This is a genomic window from Ruegeria arenilitoris (assembly GCF_013035315.1).
Classification (GTDB): Bacteria; Pseudomonadota; Alphaproteobacteria; order Rhodobacterales; family Rhodobacteraceae; genus Ruegeria; species Ruegeria arenilitoris_D.
Genome location: NZ_WQHP01000004.1, coordinates 72,818 through 92,972 on the forward strand (window position 1 = coordinate 72,818; position 20,155 = coordinate 92,972).

The following is a 20,155-nucleotide window of genomic DNA, read 5'->3' on the forward strand; positions in this document are numbered from 1 at the left end:
GTGTTAAAGGCTGGCTTTCAGTTCCAGACGGCGGGCGTGCAGGACCGGCTCGGTATAGCCCGAGGGCTGCATGCGGCCTTTAAAGACTAAATCACAGGCCGCTTGGAAAGCAATTCCGTCAAAGCCCGGTGCCATAGGACGATAGGCCGGATCACCTTCGTTCTGGCGGTCAACCACCGCGGCCATCTTCTGCATCGCGGCCATAACCTGTTCTTTCGAAACAACATCATGATGCAGCCAATTCGCGAGCGCCTGGCTAGAGATGCGGCAAGTCGCACGATCCTCCATCAGACCGATGTCGTTGATGTCCGGCACTTTTGAGCAGCCGACACCCTGATCGACCCAGCGCACGACGTAGCCCAAAATACCCTGAGCGTTGTTCTCGACTTCGCGCGTAATCTCATCCGAACTGAGGTTGCGGCCACCCAACAACGGGATGGTCAACAGATCGTCCAGACTGCCCCGCGCACCACCTGCAGCCAGTTCATCCTGACGGGCCAGTACATCGACCTTGTGGTAATGGGTTGCATGCAAAGTCGCGGCCGTCGGCGACGGAACCCAGGCGCAGGTCGCGCCGGATTGCGGGTGGCCGATCTTGGCCTCAAGCATATCGCCCATCCGGTCGGGCATAGCCCACATTCCCTTGCCGATCTGCGCTTTACCCTTCAGACCGCAGGCCAGACCGATATCGACGTTGCGATCCTCATAAGACGCAATCCACGGAGTGTTCTTGATGTCGCCTTTGGGCAGCATCGGCCCAGCTTCCATCGAGGTGTGGATTTCATCACCGGTCCGATCAAGGAAGCCAGTGTTGATAAAGGCCACGCGCGATTTCGCGGCACGGATACATTCCTTGAGATTGGACGAGGTGCGACGCTCCTCATCCATGATACCCAGCTTTACGGTATTGCGCGGCAGCCCGAGGATGTCTTCGACCATGTCGAAGATCTCGACCGAAAGGGCGACTTCGGCTGGCCCGTGCATCTTTGGCTTTACCACATAGACCGAACCGGCGACCGAGTTGCCACCCGCGCGTTGCAGATCGTGCATGGCGATCAAAGTGGTGCAGAGCGCGTCCATCAGCCCCTCACCGATCTCGTTGCCATCAGCGTCCAGAACCGCCGGGTTGGTCATCAGGTGCCCGACATTGCGCACCAGCATCAGGGAACGGCCCTTCAGAACGCCTGCCCCGCCGTCGGTAGCCGTGTAAGACAGATCATCGGCCAGTTTTCGGGTAAAGGTGTTACCGCCCTTGGTGACCTCTTCGGTCAGATCACCTTTCATCAGGCCCAGCCAGTTACCATAGGCAACCACCTTGTCCTCGGCGTCCACGCAGGCGACGGAATCCTCGCAATCCATGATCGTGGACAACGCCGATTCCAGATGAACGTCAGCAATCCCAGCTGGATCAGTTGCGCCAATGTCGCTGGTGGGGTCGATCACGACTTTGATGTGTAAGCCGTTGTTTTTTAGCAGAATGAACTCGGGGCTCTCGGCGGCACCACCATATCCGACAAACCGCGAAACATCGGCAAGCGCGGGCACCAGCGCACCGCCTTCGACACGCAGGTCTGAAACGTCTGCCCAAGAGCCATTGGCAAGCGGCGCAGCGTCGTCCAGGAAAGCTTTGGCCCAAGCGATGACGCGGACACCGCGTGCAGCATCATACCCTTTGCCGGCGGGCAGATCGCCCATTGCGTCCGTCCCATAAAGAGCGTCATACAGGCTGCCCCAGCGCGCATTGGCGGCGTTCAGAGCAAAGCGCGCGTTTGTGATTGGCACCACCAGTTGCGGGCCCGGGGTCGCTGCGATCTCGGGGTCGACATTCGCGGTTTCGATCTGAAAATCCGCGCCTTCTTCGACCAGATACCCGATCTCGCGCAGGAAAGACTGATAGGCGTCAGCGTCATGTTCCTGACCTTGGCGCCCAAGATGCCATGCGTCGATCTTGCCTTGAATCTCGTGCCGCTTGGCCAGAAAGGCGCGGTTCTTGGGGCCCAGTTCAGTGACCATGCGCGCAAGACCATCCCAGAAGGTGTCTGCCGTCACGCCGGTTCCCGGCAGGGCCTGCCCCTCGATGAACTCGGCCAGGATGGTATCCACCTGCAATCCGCTACGCGCCTGTCTGCTGCTCATATTGTCTCTCCCCGAAATGTGCACGGCTGTATGCCGTCAGCATTTAGGATGAAAGTTTCCGATAGGCAACTTTTGATGTCACTTCGCGGTAAAAAAATCTTACCAATTCTCAGATCTGGCAACATAAGCCGAGTGCAGCACCGCTTGCAGCCGACCCGCGCAGGCCATAGTTTCGCGCAAACACGAAATGATGCGAGGCCCCCGATGCGCGACGCTGCTCCCACGACAATTTACCTGAAAGACTACACGCCCTTCGGCTATCTGGTGGACAGTGTACACCTGACCTTTGACCTTGCCGCGCATGCCACCCGTGTCACATCGCACATAGCCTTTCGCCCGAACCCCGAGGCCAGCGACAAGACATTCTTCCTGCATGGCGAAGAGCTCAAGCTGATCCGCGCCTCGATCGACGGGGTCGAGATAACCCCAGATGTCACCGACAAGGGCCTGACCGCAGACGCCCCGGACGCACCGTTCATCTGGGAGGCAGAGGTCGAAATCGATCCCGGAAACAACACCGCACTTGAGGGCCTTTACATGTCGAACGGCATGTACTGCACGCAGTGCGAGGCCGAAGGGTTCCGCAAGATCACGTTCTATCCCGACCGCCCGGATGTGATGTCCACCTTTACCGTGCGCATCAACGGCGATCTGCCGGTGCTGCTGTCCAACGGCAACCCGTCAGGCAAGGGTGAAGGCTGGGCCGAGTGGACCGACCCGTGGCCCAAACCTGCCTATCTGTTCGCACTGGTGGCCGGTGAGCTGATCGCGTATCCCGGTCAGTTCACTACCAAGTCGGGTCGAGAAGTCGAACTGAACCTCTGGGTCCGCCCCGGTGACGAAGGGAAATGCGCCTTTGGTATGGAGGCGCTGAAAAAGTCCATGACGTGGGACGAGGACGTCTATGGCCGCGAATACGATCTGGACGTCTTCAACATCGTTGCCGTGGACGATTTCAACATGGGTGCGATGGAGAACAAGGGGCTGAACATTTTCAACTCCTCTGCCGTGCTGGCCAGCCCGGAAACCTCGACCGATCTGAACTTTGAGCGGATCGAGGCGATCATCGCGCATGAGTATTTCCACAACTGGACTGGCAACCGCATCACCTGCCGCGACTGGTTCCAGCTGTGTTTGAAAGAAGGCCTAACCGTGTTCCGCGACGCGCAGTTCACGTCCGACATGCGCTCGGCCCCGGTGAAGCGCATCCACGACGCCATCGACCTGCGCGCGCGGCAATTCCCCGAGGATAACGGCCCGCTGTCCCACCCGGTCCGGCCTGAAAGTTTTCAGGAAATCAATAACTTCTACACCGCCACAGTGTATGAAAAAGGCGCAGAAGTCATCGGCATGCTGAAACGTCTGGTCGGGGATGACGCCTATACCAAAGCGCTGGACCTGTATTTCGACCGACATGATGGGCAGGCTTGCACCATCGAAGACTGGATCAAAGTGTTCGAGGATACGACCGGCCGCGATCTGACGCAGTTCAAACGCTGGTACAGCCAGTCCGGCACGCCACGCGTGACGGTGACCGAAGACTGGAATGATGGCACCTACACCCTGACACTTGCCCAACGCACAGAACCAACGCCCGGGCAGTCCGATAAGCTGCCTCAGGTGATCCCGGTGGCTGTTGGTCTGCTGGGGCCGAATGGGGATGAGGTACGTGCGACCGAGGTTCTTGAACTGACCGAGGCCGAGCAGAGCTTTGAGTTCACCGGACTGGCGGCCAAGCCTGTGGCCTCGATCCTGCGCGATTTCTCGGCTCCGGTGATCCTTGAACACGACCACACAGATGCAGAGCGCGCGTTTTTGCTGGCCCATGACACCGACCCATTCAACCGTTGGCAGGCCGGGCGGTCACTGGCCGAGGATACGCTGCTGCGCATGATCCTCGAAGACGCTGCACCCGGGGCCGATTATCTGGACGGCATCCTCGCCGTCCTGCGCGACGGAGATCTGGACCCGGCCTACCGCGCGCTGATGCTTGGATTGCCCTCGCAGTCAGAGCTGGCTGCTGCGTTGTTCGATCGGGGTGAAACGCCTGATCCGATGGCGATCTGGACAGCGGTTGAGACCTTGCGCCAGGCGACCGCTCAGCACGTGCAGGATTTGCTGCCGCGGCTGCACAGCGAAACGCTGATCGACGCGCCGTTCAGCCCGGACGCTGACCAGGCTGGCAAACGCTCCCTTGGCGGTGCCGCTCTGGCCCTGACCACGCGTCTGGACAGTGGCGCACGCGCGGCCGAGGAGTACGGCGCAGCGGGTAACATGACCCAACAACTCAGCGCCTTGTCCTGCCTGCTGCGCGCAGGCAAGGGTGAAGCCGAACTGGCCGCTTTCTACAATCAGTGGAAGCATGATCGACTGGTCATGGACAAATGGTTCGGACTGCAGGTTTCCATGGCGTCCCCCGAAGAGACCGCCGATATCGCCCGGACCTTGACCGAACATCCAGATTTCAACTGGAAGAATCCAAACCGCTTCCGGTCGGTCATGGGGGCACTGGCAATGAACCATGCCGGGTTCCACCGTGCTGATGGGGCTGGGTACACGCTGCTGGCGGACTGGCTCATCAAGCTGGATCCGGTGAACCCGCAGACCACCGCACGGATGTGTTCGGCCTTCCAAACCTGGAAACGCTATGACGCAAATCGTCAGAGCGTTATCCGCGCACAGCTGACCCGCATCGCGGAAACGCCCGACCTGTCGCGGGACACGACCGAAATGGTCTCGCGCATTTTGGGCGCATGACCGAGTTCACTTTTACACGCAACAACAGGGCGCCGCGTACGGTCGGCGTCCTGATTTCTGTTTACGCGGCTCTACTGGCCCTGGTGATCGTATTCGAGGCCGCGTGGTGGTTGGTTACTTTGCTGGCGCTGCCCACTCTGCCCGCTTTGTGGGATGTCGCGCAGAACACCAGTGCAGGGCTGAGCCTGAATGACAGCACGTTGAAATGGTTCACCGGTTCCAGAGAAGCCGAGATTGATTGCGCGGATATCGACTATGCCCGCTTTGATACGCGCTGGGACTTTTCCGTGCGCGTTTCTTTGGTGTTGAACTCGGGAAAACGGATTCGGCTGCCGGATGAATCGACCCCGCACCATCGGGATTTCGAACAGGTGCTGCAACAGGCTGGATTTCGCGTCGAAAGACATCACTTTGTCGCATTTTGAAACAAAGCGGCAGAACTTGCCTCACTGACTACAAAATTTGATCAATCCAGCTCACAAAGCTTGATCCAAAAGGTATTTCCGGCAAAGATTTCAACCTGAAGTACCAGTTTTTATGTTTCGAGTGTCACCATGTTCCGGTTTGTAAGGGACTTTTTGTCCCGATCCCTATCCCTATCTGTGCCAGACAAGTGCTTGACTGAGGCAGCACATGAAGCGGTGTTGCCGGATCACGGACAGCTGAACATTCCACTGGCCGATGGACAGGCGCAGGACGACATCGGACGAAACTCCATTGAACAAGGGCGCTATCTTGCACGGCAGGACCGCTGGACGGAACTGTCCGAGCTGATGCGCGCCGCCGACGAAGCAAGAGAAACTGCGCCGGACGGTATGCCCATCGCAGAATTGCTGGCATTTGGCGCGCGCGCCGATGTGGTTCTGGCCGCCGAGCACGCCCTGTCCGATGCCAAGGCGCTGTCGGAGTTCGACGTACTGAGCGGTATCTCTGAACTGGAAGACGAGATGCGCGCGCATGCGTACGATCCTATGATCGCGCTGGTCGTGACACTTGCACATATTGATCTGGCCTGGGCGTGGCGTGGAACATCAAACGAAGCTACCCTGCCCGCGCTGCACCAATCGCGGTGCGCGGCGCATTTCGACCGGGCCGCTGCGATCCTGCCCAAATGTCGCGCAGCGGCTGCGGATAGTCCGCTTATCGCTTCAGCCGGGTGCGCTCTGCTTGCAGGCCAGCGCAAGGCGCATACACGCGTCGCCAGAGAATATGAGCGGCTGATTGAGCTGGATCCATCCAACCAACGGCACATGCGCGCAATGGGCACGCATCTGCTGCCGCGCTGGTTCGGCACCTATGACGAGCTCGAGGTTCACGCCCTGCGCATTGCAGCCCGCACCCAACAGACTTGGGGCGCTGGCGGATATACCTGGGTGCAATTCGACGCAATCGCGCTCGACCCCGAAGCCTGCGCCCTATTGGATGTCGATTACTTCCTTGAGGGAATGCACGATATTCTGCATCGACGCCCGGACCAGCAAACGGTCAATATGTTGTCGGCCTATTGTGCCATCACGATCCAGAAAGCGGCCGGGCAATACGACAAAGCCGATGCCGTTCGCAGCCAAATTCACGACGCCGCACACTGGCTGATCCGCGATCACCTGACAGAACTGCACCCGTTGATCTGGGCCCATGCAGCCAATGGATTCAACAACAGCGTTCGCATCAGTTCACCCGAGCGCTTCGCGGCCCGTGGGCAGCGCGACGCGCTGCGTGCGATTGCCGATCTGTTCCGCGATGAGTTGCGCAGCGGACTGGACGTTACCTTTACTCCAACAGGTTTGCGCCTGTCCGGGCACTGATTCCCCCTTGCCCCTCGCCCCTGCCGGGCCTAATACGCAGGCTTAGACTTCTGCGGAAATGAGGCGCGCCATGCTCGACCTGACATACGAAATGCCCAAACCCAAAACCATTGCCGGGGCCAAGCACGATTGGGAACTGGTAATCGGGATGGAGGTGCACGCTCAGGTCTCATCCAACGCCAAGCTGTTCTCGGGCGCATCGACCCAATTCGGGGCCGAGCCGAACTCGAACGTGGCCTTTGTGGACGCGGCAATGCCGGGGATGTTGCCGGTGATCAACGAATATTGCGTGGAACAGGCCGTTCGCACCGGATTGGGCCTGAAGGCGGATATCAACCTGAAGTCGGCCTTTGACCGCAAGAACTACTTCTACCCTGACCTGCCGCAGGGCTATCAGATTTCCCAGCTGTACCACCCCATCGTGGGTGAAGGCGAAGTGCTGGTCGAGATGGGCGATGGCACCGCGCGCATGGTTCGCATCGAACGCATCCACATGGAGCAGGACGCGGGCAAATCGATCCACGACATGGACCCGCATATGTCCTTCGTCGACCTGAACCGGACCGGCGTCTGCCTGATGGAAATCGTTTCCCGCCCCGACATCCGTGGCCCCGAAGAAGCTGCGGCCTATATCGCCAAGCTGCGCCAGATTATGCGTTACCTGGGCACCTGCGACGGCAACATGCAGAACGGTAACCTGCGCGCGGACGTCAACGTCTCGATCTGTTTGCCGGGCGCGTATGAGAAGTACCAGGAAACACAGGACTTCTCGCATCTGGGAACGCGTTGCGAGATCAAGAACATGAACTCGATGCGGTTCATTCAGCAGGCGATTGAGATCGAAGCCCGCCGTCAGATCGCCGTCGTCGAAGGTGGAGGCAAGGTCGATCAGGAAACCCGCCTCTACGATCCAGACAAGGGTGAGACACGCTCGATGCGGTCCAAGGAAGAAGCGCATGACTACCGCTATTTCCCCGACCCCGATCTGCTGCCGCTGGAGATTGAGCAGGCATGGGTGGACGATATCGCCGCCAATCTGCCCGAGCTGCCGGATGATAAAAAAGCGCGCTTTATCAGCGAGTTCGGCCTGACCGATTATGACGCGTCGGTTCTAACCGCCGAGGTTGAAAGCGCCGCTTACTTTGAAGACGTCGCCAAAGGCCGTAACGGCAAATTGGCTGCGAACTGGGTCATCAACGAGCTGTTCGGCCGGTTGAAGAAAGAAGACCACGAGATCACCGACTCGCCCGTGTCTCCGGCGCAGTTGGGTGGGATCATCGACCTGATTTCCTCGGACGCCATCTCGGGTAAAATCGCCAAGGACCTGTTTGAGATCGTCTATACCGAAGGCGGTGATCCGGCGCAGATCGTGGAAGAGCGCGGCATGAAGCAGGTCACCGACACCGGCGCGATTGAGTCCGCACTGGACGAGATCATCGCCGCCAACCCGGCGCAGGTCGAGAAGGCCAAGGTGAACCCGAAACTCGCGGGCTGGTTTGTCGGTCAGGTGATGAAGGCCACCGGCGGCAAAGCCAATCCAAAGGCGGTGAACGAACTGGTCAGCAAAAAGCTGGGGTCGTAAGCCTTTCGCTTTAAACAATTCCTACGGTGGGTCCGGGCCATTTGCTCGGGCCTTAACAAGTTTCGCGCAGGGTTCGCGCAACAGATGAAACAGAATTTGCCCGGCGGGCGATGATGACTTTTCGAAACCCGGCAACATGCTAGATTGCTTGGGATCGGCAACCAGGAAGATCTGATGCAGCGCTACGAATACAAAGTTGTCCCAGCCCCGCAAAAAGGCACAAAGGCCAAGGGCGTCAAAACCGTCGAAGGTCGGTTTGCCGTGTCGATCGAACAGTTGCTGAACCAGATGGGCCAGGATGGCTGGGAGTATCAGCGTGCGGAACTGCTGCCCAGCGAAGAGCGCGCGGGCCTGACCAGCTCAACCGTGAACTGGCGCAATGTTCTGGTGTTCCGGCGCGAGGTTGAGGTGACCTTCACCTCGACCCGAGAACCGGTCGAAACCGCTGAGAGCGCTCCGATGGCTCAGCCTGTCCCTGGACCGGATGACGTCGAAGCCCCCGCACCGATCTCGGAAGAGCCCAAAGATCCGCCGCTGACCTTGAAGCCTGCAGACCTGTCCGATAAGGACAAAGAGCAGACTTAAAAGACAAGCTACTGGCTTAGATCCTGAGCAAGCATGAGCGCATTGCCGTCAGGGTCGTAAAACGTGGCTGTGCTGACCATCCCCTCGATCGCTTCGGTTTCCCCGTCGAACTTGACGCCCGAGGATTCAAGCGCCTGACGTGCTTCTGCAATATCGGACACCCCAAAAACCGGCACAGTGTTTCCGGGCGCAGGCTCTGCTTGCTCTCCCAGTCCCAAAGTGACCCCGGCAGTTTTAGTGTGCATCTCGCTCCACCCTGCCTCATCGATATGGTGGATCAGTTCGAACCCAAGCTTTGCATTGTACCATTCGGCGCTGGTGTGCCTGTCCCGCACGGACAGGGCCAGGGTTATCGTATTGTCCAAAGAAACAAGAGGCATCGCACTTTCCCTATGTCTAAAAATAAAGTAACTATACTTTATGGACATAAAGATTCTTGTCAAGCTGACATCCCGCGCCTGGTCTTTGAACATTCTGGCGTTAATGAATTCAGGGATCCCGGGGCGGCAAGCGCCCTTATTGGCCGCGACCAGCGCCAGCAGAACGGCCTTTGCCCAAAGCCTGGATCACCTGATGCAACTTGGGCTTTTGGAACGCAACCCTGGCCACGGTCACCCATTGCGCCCTGAGTTTCGCCTGACCAAAACAGGAGCCGAGATCGCACAGACCGCCGCGCGGATTGTTCAGGCCGTACCTGACGAAACCGAATTCGCCCTTCTCAGGCGCAGCTGGACAGCACCGATCCTGGCGCTGACCGACCGGCCACAGCGGTTTTCGGCGCTAAAGTCCGGACTGATGACAATCTCTGATCGGGCGCTGTCGACATCGCTTCAACGCCTGGAAAACAGCGCGTGGATAGAGCGCGAGATTGATGCGAGCCAAAGGCACCCGTTCCCCACTTACAAGGCTGTGAATCAGGGGTTCGCAGTTAATCAGGCCATTGCGCTGGCGGCCTGACCACAGCTTCAGAGCGATTTAGGTATCGATGTCCAAAGCCAGCGCATGGATGCGTGGAACGATATCCCCCAGCGCCTTATGCACAGCGCGATGGCGCGCGACGCGGGATTGCCCTTCGAACGCGCTGGCGCGAATGCGGACGTTGAAATGGCTTTCGCCACCTTCTTGAAACCCTGCGTGCCCACGATGGCTTTCGCTGTCATCCACGACCACAAGCTCACGTGGATCAAAGGCGGTTTGCAGGCGGGTACGGATTTCGTCGGTAACGGACATTTTTTGCTCAGCGGCAAAATTTTTGCCGCCCCCCTCTTCTACTTTCGGCTGCTTAGACTAAACTGCTGCCTCCGAGTCGAAAAGATGTGTTCGTAAGGATCAGAGCATGACGAAATCAGACCCCTTCGGATTTGACATGTCCGTTTCCAACGCCAAGAAAAAGAACCCGCGCGGGCGTCGGGGAATGTCGGGCGCATCTGAAACCTCGACGCGTATCTGCGATCACGAGGGGTGCAACGAACCCGGCAAGTTCCGTGCGCCCAAGGCACCTGACGTACTGGATGACTTCTTCTGGTTCTGCCAGCAGCACGTCCGGGAGTATAACAACAAGTGGAACTTCTTCGACGGCACCACCGAGGCCGAGCTGAACGCGCAGCGCTCCAAGGACAAAGTGTGGGAGCGCGAGACCAAACCAATGGGCGATCCCGAGGCACGCGCCTGGGCCCGTCTGGGCATAGAGGACCCGCACCAGGTGCTTGGCGCGAACAGCACTCAGAACAAGGGCCGCACTTCCGGTGGCGGCGGCCGCCGCCTGCCCCCGACCGAGCGCCGCGCGATCGAAATTCTTGAAGCCAAAGACAGCTGGTCCAAGGCCGAGGTGCGCAAGGCTTACAAGAAGTTGATCAAGGTGCTGCACCCGGATATGAACGGCGGTGACCGCAGTCAGGAAGAGCAGCTGCAAGAGGTCGTCTGGGCCTGGGATCAGATCAAGGACAGCCGGAACTTTAAGTAGTCGGGTTACCGCGCCAACGTGCTATTTAACGCCTCGACTTCGGGGCGTTTTAAACAGCGAACACGTGTTTGTTTCCAATTGGATGCAGGGCCGCTCAGTTCCGGGAAAATCGTACGAAGCTCATCAACGTCTTCACGATCGAAAGCTAAAAGGGCCATATCGCCCAGAAACAGGCTTTCCGTTGGCAAACCATGCGACATTAGTATCGCGTGGCGGCTGCATGCAATATGGAAGTACGTCACCGGCTCAGTGGATCGCACTTGGCGAATTGTACTATCGTTCACGAGATGGATTGCAGCTGCAAATACTCTCGGCTCTCCAAATAGCAACTCGGCGCGCCACCCCTCTAAGAGAATTCTGTGTTGTGGGGACACGTACAAATCTCTGTCGGGCAAACCCTTCCCAATAGCGCCTTTTTTGATGCAAACGGGGCGCAATCGTGGGTTTCGGCCTAACGCGTCCGCGCTCAGGGTCTTTTCGCCGATCCATAAAATAGGCAGTAACTCACCGCTTGAAACGCGAACTCTGTCCCCAACCGACAAATCTTCGACGGGGCAAGGACCATTCTCAGTTTCGATCAATGTGCCCTTTACGAAACACGGGACGGTTCCCGCAGGCAGGTCAACCGTCACTATGAGCGAGTCATTGTTACCATTTCCAGGACCGGTGGATGCGAATATTTCAACGGTGAGCTGCGTGTTCGGGGGAATGTCTGCACCCGGCGTAAGTTCGACGGTCAAAACGCCGGTCGACGAAATTGAAACGGAGTAATCCGAAGGGTCTAACCCACCTGTCCCAGAAACAACCACACTCCATGAAGCCCCGCCTTTGGTGGCGATATACTGCTGCATAACGGAGGTCGATCCACCGGGAATCGCGATCGAAGACGGACCTAAAATTGTAAGTGCCATGCGAACCCTTGATACCTAACAACAAACGAAAACACTTGGCTCAGTTTACAATACCAGCATTAACTCAAAATTAACATCGTGATGTTAGAATTTGATTTTTGGCATTGCCGAGGTTCTGCGTTCCCTTTCGGTGCCGGTATTCATTCGCTTTGGGGTGGGGTGTTTGCTCAACCTGTTACAATTTCCGGTTACGCCCTGTCTCATGGGCTGAACCTATGGCCCATATCCGACCTGTGATCTGCCCCTAATGGAACGCGATATGGAACACCTCATCTTCCCGATACATGAGATCGCCTTGCTGGTCGCCACTGGCGCGGCTTTGCTAATTGGCGCATATCTTTCTGTAAACTTACGCCTGCCCCACTTGGGCCTATGGCCCAGCGCCAGCGGTTGGCGGCACCATACGGCGTTTGGGTTGTTCAGACTGTTCTGCGGCGCGACCGTTGTCTTTGCGCTGTCCGAGGTCTGGGTGAATGGCTGGGGCCATTGGGTGCGATACGTGATCGGGGTCCCGATCATGGTGCTGTCCTTTGGGATCACGCTTTGGGGCTATCGCTTTCTTGGCCTCGACAACACCTACTGCGAAAGCGACGGGCTGGTGACCGGAGGGATGTACGCCTATTCGCGCAACCCGCAATACGTGACGTCGGTTCTGGCAACGGTCGGTCTGGGTATTGCAAGCGGATCTTGGTTGACGCTAGGGTTGGCCGCCACCTTGTTCCTCATCTACTTTCTGTTCGTGCTGAACGAAGAACGCTGGCTACTGCAGGGTTATGGCCGCGCGTTTCAGGATTATATGCGTTCCACTCCGCGTTTCGTAGACGAACGCAGCCTGATGAGGGTTCGCGACGCGATCCTCAACTAAGAGCCCATGCGCGTCGATAAGGCCAGTTTCAAAGAAACATCCGCCTAACTTCTGACGCGCGCGGCTTTCCCTTGCCCTTGCCCGCAATATGTTGCACCACACACGGGTTCAAACCCGGCAATGCGGGCCAAAGGATAAGGACAAGGCGAATGGCTGACGGATCGATCGACGTAAACGCAAAACCCACCGAAGAAATCTCGGTCCGTGACGTGTTCGGTATTGATACCGACATGGCAGTCAAAGGCTTTGCAGATCGCAGCGACCGTGTGCCTGCGATCGACCCGACTTACAAATTCGACCCCGAGACGACACTGGCGATTCTGGCGGGGTTTTCGCACAACCGCCGCGTGATGATTCAAGGGTATCACGGCACCGGTAAATCGACCCATATCGAGCAGGTCGCAGCGCGCCTGAACTGGCCTGCCGTTCGCGTCAACCTGGACAGTCACATCAGCCGGATCGACTTGATCGGTAAAGACGCCATCAAGCTGCGTGACGGCAAGCAGGTCACCGAATTCCACGAAGGCATCCTGCCCTGGGCGCTTCGTAACCCGGTCGCCATCGTATTCGACGAATACGACGCGGGCCGTGCCGACGTGATGTTCGTCATCCAACGTGTGCTGGAGCATGATGGTAAGCTGACCCTTTTGGACCAGAACGAAATCATCACGCCGAACCCGAACTTCCGTCTGTTCGCCACCGCGAACACTGTGGGTCTGGGCGATACAACAGGCCTCTACCACGGCACGCAACAGATCAACCAAGCGCAGATGGACCGCTGGTCTCTGGTCTCGACGCTGAACTACCTCAGCCACGACGCCGAGACGATGATCGTTCTGTCGAAAGCGCCTCACTACAACACCGAGAAGGGCCGCAAGACCGTCAGCCAGATGGTGACCGTTGCCGACCTAACCCGGACCGCCTTCATGAACGGCGATCTTTCGACCGTCATGAGCCCCCGGACCGTGATCAACTGGGCACAAAACGCCGAGATCTTCCGCGACGTGGGCTATGCCTTCCGCCTTTCCTTCCTGAACAAGTGCGATGAACTGGAACGTCAGACGGTGGCCGAGTTCTATCAGCGCTGCTTTGACGAAGAATTGCCAGAAAGCGCGGCGAGCGTCAGCCTGGGGTGACAGGGGGTCCGCCATGCATATCGGATTGATTGGCGGAATCGGTGTTGCTGCAACGGTGGTGTATTATCAGCGGCTTAGTGCGGCTATGGCAGCACGTGGACAGCCGATGGAGCTGACCATTGTGAACGCAGATGTACAGGAGTTGATCCGCAACAATCTGTCGGATGAACGGGAAGCTCAGGCGCAGGTTTACGCTAAACTCATTGAGCGGCTGAAATCCGCGGGCGCAGATTGTGCAGCTATCACGTCGTTGGGTGGACATTTCTGTTACGATGAAACTGTCCCGCTGTCCGCTTTGCCGCTTGTTTCGGCTGTAAAGCCCATGGACGCGTATTTCGCGTCGCGGGGACTGAACACGGTTGGACTACTGGGAACGCAAGTTGTGATGCGGACCAAACTCTATGGTCAGTTGGCTCGGACACGGGCCGTTGCGCCGGAAGAAGAGATTGAAGTGCTGGGACAGACCTACCAGGACATGGCGGTCGCCGGGGTTTGCACAGAACGGGATCGCGCACTGTTTCTGGAAGCAGGCCGCAGGATGGTGAATGATTTGAATGCAGATGCAATCGTGTTGGCCGGAACTGACCTGAACCTTGCCTTTGATGGGCAGGAACCGGGCTATACCGTTGTTGACGCGCTGGATGTGCATGTGGATGTTTTAACACGTCTGGCAAGTGATGAATGGACGTTGGAAAAAGCAGGGGCGGATAGATGAGTAAACCAAACGACAATCCCGCCGATCCGTTCAAAAAGGCCTTGGCCGAGGCCACTAAGGTTATGGCCGACGATCCCGAGCTGTCGGTGACCTACACGGTGGACCCTTCGGGTATGACCGGCGAGTCGATGCGTTTGCCGCAGGTCAGCCGCCGTATGACCCGCGAAGAAGTTCTGCTGGCGCGCGGAACGGCTGATGCTTTGGCGTTGCAGCGCAAGTACCATGACGACGCGACCCATGCGCGCTATGCCCCTCCGGGCGACATGGCGCGAGATTTGTACGAAGCGATGGAAGTTGCGCGATGCGAGGCGATGGGTGCGCGGGACATGCCTGGCACCGCCAGCAACATCGACGTCAAAATCGGGCACGAAGCGCTGCGCCGTGGCTATGACCAGTGCAAACAACCTGCCGACGCGCCGCTCGCGGTTGCTGCGGGGTATCTGATCCGCCATTTGGCCACCGGGCGAGACCTGCCGCCTGCCGCTGAGAACATCATGAACCTGTGGCGAGGCTTCATTGAAGAACAGGCTGGCGGAACGTTGGAGAACCTGCAGGAGATCCTGTCGGACCAGGCGGAGTTCGCGAAGTTCGCGCGCCAGATGATCAAAGACCTGGGCTATGGCGACCAGTTGGGCGATGACCCCGATGAGCTGGACGAAGATCAGGAAGATCAGGCCGAAGACGACGCCGAAGAGCAACCTGATCCGGACAGCACCGGTCAGGACGATCAGGACGAACAGGACGCCGACGCCACGCCTGAGCAAACTCAGGAAGAGCAGCAGGACCAGTCTCAGGCTCAGGTCTCGATGGACGAGATGGCCGATGAAGAGATGGGCGACGAGGCCGAGATGCCCGAAGGCGAAGCTCCGCTGGAGCCGCCTGCCCCACCGCCTGCATCCGAGGCCGATCCGGACTACAAAGTCTATCTGAACACCTATGACGAAGAAATTCTGGCCGAGGACCTGGCGGAACCTGCAGAGCTGGAGCGTCTGCGGGCCTATTTGGATCAGCAGCTAGAGCCATTGAAGGGTGCAGTCAGCCGACTGGCCAACAAACTGCAGCGCCGCTTGCAGGCTCAGCAGAACCGGAGTTGGGAATTCGACCGCGAAGAAGGCATTCTGGACGCAGGCCGCCTGGCACGAGTCGTAGCGAACCCGACCACTCCGCTGAGCTTCAAGGTCGAGAAAGATACCGAGTTCCGCGATACGGTCGTGACCCTGTTGCTGGACAACTCGGGCTCGATGCGCGGGCGACCCATTTCCATCGCGGCAATCTGTGCCGACGTTCTGGCCCGGACGCTGGAACGTTGCAACGTGAAGGTCGAAATTCTGGGCTTTACCACTCGGGCGTGGAAAGGCGGTCAGGCACGCGAGGCGTGGCTGAACGATGGCCGCCCGCAGCAGCCCGGACGTCTGAACGATCTGCGCCACATCATCTACAAGGGCGCTGATGCGCCTTGGCGCCGTGCGCGACCCAATCTGGGGTTGATGATGAAAGAGGGTCTGCTGAAGGAAAACATCGATGGCGAGGCGTTGGAATGGGCGCATCGTCGAATGTTGGCGCGGCGCGAACAACGCAAGATTCTGATGGTGATTTCGGATGGTGCGCCGGTCGATGACTCAACGCTCAGCGTGAACCCCGCAAACTATCTGGAAAAGCACCTGCGCGATGTGATCGCCATGGTCGAAAAGCGCAAGATGGTCGAACTGCTGGCCATCGGTATCGGCCACGACGTGACCCGCTACTATGACCGCGCGGTAACAATCACGGATGTAGAACAGCTGGCAGGTGCCATGACCGAGCAACTGGCGGCGCTGTTCGACAGCGATCCCCGTGCTCGTGCGCGCGTGATGGGGATGAAAAAGGCCAGCTAAGCTGGCCTTGCCTCCGCCTCCAGTCTTTACCAAAAATGAAGGGCCTAGCCCCTATTCCAAGAGGTGTCTCATGTTCCAGTCCTTCGAAGTCACCGCGCGCCCTGAACAAGGCCCGCCCAGACTGGCTGCGCTGCGGGCCGAGATGGCCAACGAAGGGTTGGACGGATTCCTGATCCCGCGCGCGGACGCTCATCAGGGTGAGTATGTAGCCCCGCGCGATGCGCGTCTTGCTTGGCTGACCGGATTCACCGGATCGGCCGGGTTCTGCGTGGCTTTGACCGGTATCGCTGGCGTGTTCGTCGATGGCCGCTATCGCACGCAAGTCAAAGCACAGGTGGCAGGGGATTTTACCCCGGTCGACTGGCCCGAAATCAGCCTGAGCGCCTGGCTCAAACAACAACTGCCGAACGGTGGCAAGGTTGGGTTTGACCCTTGGCTGCACGCGACCGGGCAAATCTCTGCCGTGCTGAAAGAGCTGGACGGAACCGGTATCGAACTGGTGCGCAGCGAAAACCTGGTCGATCGGGTATGGCCCGATCAACCCGCTCCACCGATGAACCCGGTCAAATCCCATCCGATCGAGTTCGCGGGGGAGACGGCCGAAAGCAAAATCCAGCGGCTGGCGAATGATCTGAAACAGAACGGGTGCAGCGCAGCTGTCATAACGCTGCCAGACTCGATCATGTGGCTGCTGAACATTCGCGGCTCGGACATCGGGTACAACCCAGTTGCCCATGGTTTTGCTATTCTGCATGCGGACGGACACGTCGACCTGTTCATGGCCGAACAGAAGTTGACCGAAGCGCGGGACCATCTGGGCGAAGGCGTGCAGGTTCACGATCCTGCGGCGTTTCTTGACGCGGTCGCCGGGTTGCAAGGCACTGTTCAGGTCGATCCGGGTACGCTGCCCCAAGCCGTTGCGGACGTGTCGGGCGATAAAATGCGAACCGACGGAGACCCCTGCGCCTTGCCCAAAGCCCGCAAGAACGCAGCCGAAATTTCTGGCAGCGCCGAGGCGCATTTGCGCGATGCCGCAGCCGTCATCGAAACGCTGTGTTGGCTGGACGCGCAAACCCCCGGCACTCTGACCGAAGTGCAGGTTGTCACGCAACTGGAAGAAAACCGGCGCCGGGACAATGCGCTGCAGAACATCTCGTTCGACACGATTGCGGGTACTGGTCCCAACGGAGCGATCATGCACTACCGTGTCACAGACGAGACCGACAGCGTTTTGGAGAACGGGCATCTGCTGGTTCTCGATAGCGGCGGACAATATCTGGACGGCACCACCGACATCACCCGCACGATAGCCATCGGCAATGTGGGCGAAGAAGAAAAGGCCTGCTTTACCCGCGTGTTGAAAGGCATGATCAATATGTCCGTTCTGCGATGGCCTGCCGGTCTGGCCGGGCGGGACATTGAATGCATCGCGCGCGTCCCGCTGTGGGCTGCCGGGCAGGATTTCAATCATGGGGTCGGCCACGGTGTTGGTGCGTATCTGAGCGTCCATGAGGGGCCGCAACGTCTGTCCAAAGTAAGCCACGTGCCTCTTGAGCCTGGCATGATCCTGTCCAATGAACCCGGTTACTATCGCGAAGGCGCCTTTGGCATTCGGATCGAAAACCTTGTGGTTGTGCAGGATGCCCCGTCTCTGGCGACCGCAGACCCCGAGCGCGCGATGCTGAACTGGCGCACACTCACCTTTGTCCCGATTGATCGGCGGTTGATTGTTGTTGATATGCTAACGGCAGACGAACGCGACTGGCTGAACGCCTATCACCGCGACGTTGCGGAAAAACTGCGCCCAAGACTGGGCGTTGACGCTCAACTGTGGTTGGATGCCGCAACTGCACCCATCTGACACTGAACTGTCACATAAACTGTGCAGAGGAGTGAACCGAAAGAAAGACGAGGGAACCGAAGAGATGACCGAGATAACTGTCCGCAAAGCACCCGGCAAATGGAGCGTTCGTTCCGGAGGCGCTGTCCTTGGAGAGAGCGTGAATGCACTGGAGTTGCTGGAAGGGGATCTGGAACCGGTAATCTATTTCCCACGTGCGGATATCGGCATGGCGTTTCTGGACCAGACCGACAAGGTCACACATTGCCCACATAAAGGCGACGCGACGCATTTCTCGATCGTTAATAAGTCCTCGGTAACCGACAACGCCGCCTGGAGCTATGAGGACCCGATTCCGGCTGTTGTCGAGATCAAAGGCTATGTGGCGTTCTACCGCGTGGATTCTGTGAAAGTCGAACAGATTTAAGGGCCGCTTGGCTTTCAGATGGCCTCTCTGACCCGTTCAGCAAGCGCCATATCGCGGCGCACCCGCCCATAGGCCTGTGCCATGGATGTCAGAGTATGCGGCTGGCATCCGATCTCGGACAGGCAAGAGGCATCGACAACCCGCACACGGCCATGAAAAGCTGTCTCAACGGCTTGATCCACGGGCTCTTTCCCGGTGCCCAGTGTCAGGTTGTGATAGTGAAACCCTTGCCCCGGCGCGGTAATGCCCAGATTGTGGCGCACGCGATGTGACGCGAGCCAGCGCAAAAGTCCCTGCAAGGCCTCATCCTGATCGGGATCAGGCACGTTCGTCGACTCAATCGGTCCCTGATCCGTCCGATAGCGAAACTGCACATATGTCTTACGCGTCCAAATACGCACCGGCTGGACAAAATCAATGAAACGTCCCATGCGCCATCCGCGCAGACGCGGACCCAGGCCCAGGGTCGTTGTCACCAAGCTGACCGGCGCTTGTGACACGGCATAGACAGACGCGAACATATCGCAGCGCCCTTCATGCCTCTGTTTGAGCGTCAGGGCGTTGAAATTGCCTCGGTTCATGTAATCTCGTGGCGACCCCAGCGCGCGGCCAAGCCCAAGACAATTGATGGTATAAGGCGCGTGGTCCAAAAATCCGATCTCGGCAACCTGCGGCAGGCTGCGCGCCAGCAAGGTCGCCGTGCCCAGAACACCGGCGGCCAGAAAAACGCGCCGCGCCCGAATCTGCGTGCCGTTGTCCAGTGACAGGCTGACAGATTGCTTATCGTTCTCGATCCGTTGAACCCGACCCGCGCGCACCTCAATCTGAGCGATTTCCGATAGGCGGTTTTCAACGGCCTGTGCCATCGCCCTCAGGCCGCTATCCGGTTCATCCTTGGTTCCGACCAAGAGGCGTGGCGCGCTTTGTTCAAGCCCGTCGTCCAGCTGTTCTTTGCGGACACCGCCAATCACGTGCAGGTCGCCTTGCACAGCGTCGCATGCGGCTTTGTACTCTGCCCAGGATCGAAGGAAATCCCCCTGCCCCCAAGGATCGTCACTGTCATAGACTTGCAGTTGTTTGCCCCAGTAGTTGGCAAGCCCACCTATCTCCGCCGCGACGAACATGGGAGGCGCGTCACCGGAAACATCCGTGCGCTCGGCTAGACAGGCCGGTTGTTGCCGCTCATAAGCAACCGAGACGATCTTGGCCGGGCCACCTTTGCTTGGCTCGGACGCCGCACCAGTTACAACCACGACCGAACCGGAAAAGCCGCGCATGGCGGTCAGAGCAGCGTAACCAGCAGGGCCCGCACCAATCAGTGCGACGTCAAAAACTTTCATGATAAAAACCTTTGCCCGCCATCCATCGCTGATAGGACCCTTGGGTCATAAATCGAGCTCTGCCCGGGAAGCGAGTAAACATAAAGAGGTGTTTGGTTTGAGAAATTCTGCTCACGTGCACGGGTGCGGCAAACTCTTGCGAAAAACAAAATGAACGGAAAGCGGGATGCCGAAATCGCATTTTTAAGTGCCTCCGTTAACGAAAGTTCCAGTTCAAAA

General features: G+C 58.4%; 18 protein-coding genes. 13 read left to right on the plus strand and 5 right to left on the minus strand.

The genetic code is table 11. From position 1 onward, the window contains the following. Positions 1 to 3 precede the first annotated feature (3 nt). Positions 4 to 2,136: a malate synthase G gene (locus GOV53_RS10125; protein ID WP_170466144.1), complete on the minus strand. Its 2,133-nt coding sequence runs from the start codon at positions 2,134 to 2,136 to the stop codon at positions 4 to 6. 204 nt (positions 2,137 to 2,340) lie between these two features. Here GOV53_RS10125 and pepN point away from each other — a divergent pair, with 204 nt between their 5' ends. The 5 genes from pepN (at position 2,341) to GOV53_RS10150 (ending at position 8,865) form a co-directional block, all read left to right on the plus strand. After that, entirely contained in the window at positions 2,341 to 4,893 is a 2,553-nt protein-coding gene (pepN, locus tag GOV53_RS10130) for an aminopeptidase N (protein WP_170466147.1), read from the plus strand. After that, complete coding sequence (locus GOV53_RS10135; RefSeq protein ID WP_170466150.1) at positions 4,890 to 5,318, plus strand: hypothetical protein; 429 nt, start codon at positions 4,890 to 4,892, stop codon at positions 5,316 to 5,318. The genes pepN and GOV53_RS10135 overlap by 4 nt, the downstream gene beginning before the upstream one ends. Before the next feature lie 192 nt (positions 5,319 to 5,510). Continuing rightward, complete coding sequence (locus GOV53_RS10140; protein ID WP_254439261.1) at positions 5,511 to 6,698, plus strand: hypothetical protein; 1,188 nt, start codon at positions 5,511 to 5,513, stop codon at positions 6,696 to 6,698. 70 nt (positions 6,699 to 6,768) lie between these two features. Next, positions 6,769 to 8,280: an Asp-tRNA(Asn)/Glu-tRNA(Gln) amidotransferase subunit GatB gene (gatB, locus tag GOV53_RS10145; RefSeq protein ID WP_170466156.1), complete on the plus strand. Its 1,512-nt coding sequence runs from the start codon at positions 6,769 to 6,771 to the stop codon at positions 8,278 to 8,280. A gap of 174 nt (positions 8,281 to 8,454) precedes the next feature. After that, complete coding sequence (locus GOV53_RS10150; RefSeq protein WP_170422638.1) at positions 8,455 to 8,865, plus strand: DUF4177 domain-containing protein; 411 nt, start codon at positions 8,455 to 8,457, stop codon at positions 8,863 to 8,865. Positions 8,866 to 8,873: 8 nt separating this feature from the next. Here GOV53_RS10150 and GOV53_RS10155 read toward each other — a convergent pair whose 3' ends face one another. Further along, positions 8,874 to 9,245, minus strand: a complete 372-nt coding sequence (locus tag GOV53_RS10155) for a VOC family protein (protein ID WP_170466159.1) — start codon at positions 9,243 to 9,245, stop codon at positions 8,874 to 8,876. Positions 9,246 to 9,285: 40 nt separating this feature from the next. Between GOV53_RS10155 and GOV53_RS10160 the strand changes: the two genes are divergently transcribed. Next, positions 9,286 to 9,822 carry a winged helix-turn-helix transcriptional regulator gene (locus GOV53_RS10160; RefSeq protein WP_170466162.1) on the plus strand — a complete coding sequence of 179 codons (537 nt, stop codon included), beginning with the start codon at positions 9,286 to 9,288 and terminating at the stop codon, positions 9,820 to 9,822. A gap of 18 nt (positions 9,823 to 9,840) precedes the next feature. Here GOV53_RS10160 and GOV53_RS10165 read toward each other — a convergent pair whose 3' ends face one another. Further along, a complete protein-coding gene (locus GOV53_RS10165) occupies positions 9,841 to 10,095 on the minus strand; it encodes a BolA family protein (protein ID WP_170466164.1) in 255 nt (84 codons plus the stop codon). Between the two features lie 106 nt (positions 10,096 to 10,201). Here GOV53_RS10165 and GOV53_RS10170 point away from each other — a divergent pair, with 106 nt between their 5' ends. Then, positions 10,202 to 10,828: a J domain-containing protein gene (locus GOV53_RS10170; protein ID WP_170466167.1), complete on the plus strand. Its 627-nt coding sequence runs from the start codon at positions 10,202 to 10,204 to the stop codon at positions 10,826 to 10,828. Between the two features lie 5 nt (positions 10,829 to 10,833). On the opposite strand, the gene GOV53_RS10175 is transcribed toward GOV53_RS10170, so the two are convergent. Beyond that, a complete protein-coding gene (locus GOV53_RS10175) occupies positions 10,834 to 11,739 on the minus strand; it encodes a Hint domain-containing protein (RefSeq protein WP_170466170.1) in 906 nt (301 codons plus the stop codon). A 259-nt stretch (positions 11,740 to 11,998) separates the two neighbouring features. Between GOV53_RS10175 and GOV53_RS10180 the strand changes: the two genes are divergently transcribed. The 6 genes from GOV53_RS10180 (at position 11,999) to GOV53_RS10205 (ending at position 18,596) form a co-directional block, all read left to right on the plus strand. Then, a complete protein-coding gene (locus tag GOV53_RS10180) occupies positions 11,999 to 12,604 on the plus strand; it encodes a methyltransferase family protein (RefSeq protein WP_170466173.1) in 606 nt (201 codons plus the stop codon). A 149-nt stretch (positions 12,605 to 12,753) separates the two neighbouring features. Then, entirely contained in the window at positions 12,754 to 13,740 is a 987-nt protein-coding gene (gene cobS / locus GOV53_RS10185; RefSeq protein ID WP_170422659.1) for a cobaltochelatase subunit CobS, read from the plus strand. 13 nt (positions 13,741 to 13,753) lie between these two features. Continuing rightward, on the plus strand, positions 13,754 to 14,455 hold the full coding sequence (locus tag GOV53_RS10190; RefSeq protein ID WP_170466176.1) for an aspartate/glutamate racemase family protein: 702 nt from the start codon (positions 13,754 to 13,756) through the stop codon (positions 14,453 to 14,455). Continuing rightward, positions 14,452 to 16,329 (plus strand): cobaltochelatase subunit CobT, encoded by a 1,878-nt coding sequence (gene cobT / locus GOV53_RS10195; RefSeq protein WP_170466178.1) that lies wholly within the window; start codon positions 14,452 to 14,454, stop codon positions 16,327 to 16,329. The genes GOV53_RS10190 and cobT overlap by 4 nt, the downstream gene beginning before the upstream one ends. 70 nt (positions 16,330 to 16,399) lie before the next feature. Beyond that, positions 16,400 to 18,190: an aminopeptidase P family protein gene (locus GOV53_RS10200; RefSeq protein ID WP_170466181.1), complete on the plus strand. Its 1,791-nt coding sequence runs from the start codon at positions 16,400 to 16,402 to the stop codon at positions 18,188 to 18,190. Positions 18,191 to 18,254: 64 nt separating this feature from the next. Continuing rightward, entirely contained in the window at positions 18,255 to 18,596 is a 342-nt protein-coding gene (locus GOV53_RS10205; RefSeq protein WP_170466184.1) for a DUF427 domain-containing protein, read from the plus strand. Positions 18,597 to 18,610: 14 nt separating this feature from the next. Here the strand turns inward: GOV53_RS10205 and GOV53_RS10210 are convergent, their stop codons facing one another. Further along, positions 18,611 to 19,936 (minus strand): FAD/NAD(P)-binding protein, encoded by a 1,326-nt coding sequence (locus GOV53_RS10210; RefSeq protein ID WP_170466188.1) that lies wholly within the window; start codon positions 19,934 to 19,936, stop codon positions 18,611 to 18,613. Between the last annotated feature and the right edge of the window lie 219 nt (positions 19,937 to 20,155).

Bases quoted from the DNA above. Each gene is read 5' to 3' on its own strand.
- GOV53_RS10125 (WP_170466144.1), bottom strand. From the start codon at position 2,136: ATGAGCAGCAGACAGGCGCGTAGCGGATTGCAGGTGGATACCATCCTG.
- pepN (WP_170466147.1), top strand. From the start codon at position 2,341: ATGCGCGACGCTGCTCCCACGACAATTTACCTGAAAGACTACACGCCC.
- GOV53_RS10135 (WP_170466150.1), top strand. From the start codon at position 4,890: ATGACCGAGTTCACTTTTACACGCAACAACAGGGCGCCGCGTACGGTC.
- gatB (WP_170466156.1), top strand. From the start codon at position 6,769: ATGCTCGACCTGACATACGAAATGCCCAAACCCAAAACCATTGCCGGG.
- GOV53_RS10150 (WP_170422638.1), top strand. From the start codon at position 8,455: ATGCAGCGCTACGAATACAAAGTTGTCCCAGCCCCGCAAAAAGGCACA.
- GOV53_RS10155 (WP_170466159.1), bottom strand. From the start codon at position 9,245: ATGCCTCTTGTTTCTTTGGACAATACGATAACCCTGGCCCTGTCCGTG.
- GOV53_RS10160 (WP_170466162.1), top strand. From the start codon at position 9,286: ATGGACATAAAGATTCTTGTCAAGCTGACATCCCGCGCCTGGTCTTTG.
- GOV53_RS10165 (WP_170466164.1), bottom strand. From the start codon at position 10,095: ATGTCCGTTACCGACGAAATCCGTACCCGCCTGCAAACCGCCTTTGAT.
- GOV53_RS10170 (WP_170466167.1), top strand. From the start codon at position 10,202: ATGACGAAATCAGACCCCTTCGGATTTGACATGTCCGTTTCCAACGCC.
- GOV53_RS10175 (WP_170466170.1), bottom strand. From the start codon at position 11,739: ATGGCACTTACAATTTTAGGTCCGTCTTCGATCGCGATTCCCGGTGGA.
- GOV53_RS10180 (WP_170466173.1), top strand. From the start codon at position 11,999: ATGGAACACCTCATCTTCCCGATACATGAGATCGCCTTGCTGGTCGCC.
- cobS (WP_170422659.1), top strand. From the start codon at position 12,754: ATGGCTGACGGATCGATCGACGTAAACGCAAAACCCACCGAAGAAATC.
- GOV53_RS10190 (WP_170466176.1), top strand. From the start codon at position 13,754: ATGCATATCGGATTGATTGGCGGAATCGGTGTTGCTGCAACGGTGGTG.
- cobT (WP_170466178.1), top strand. From the start codon at position 14,452: ATGAGTAAACCAAACGACAATCCCGCCGATCCGTTCAAAAAGGCCTTG.
- GOV53_RS10200 (WP_170466181.1), top strand. From the start codon at position 16,400: ATGTTCCAGTCCTTCGAAGTCACCGCGCGCCCTGAACAAGGCCCGCCC.
- GOV53_RS10205 (WP_170466184.1), top strand. From the start codon at position 18,255: ATGACCGAGATAACTGTCCGCAAAGCACCCGGCAAATGGAGCGTTCGT.
- GOV53_RS10210 (WP_170466188.1), bottom strand. From the start codon at position 19,936: ATGAAAGTTTTTGACGTCGCACTGATTGGTGCGGGCCCTGCTGGTTAC.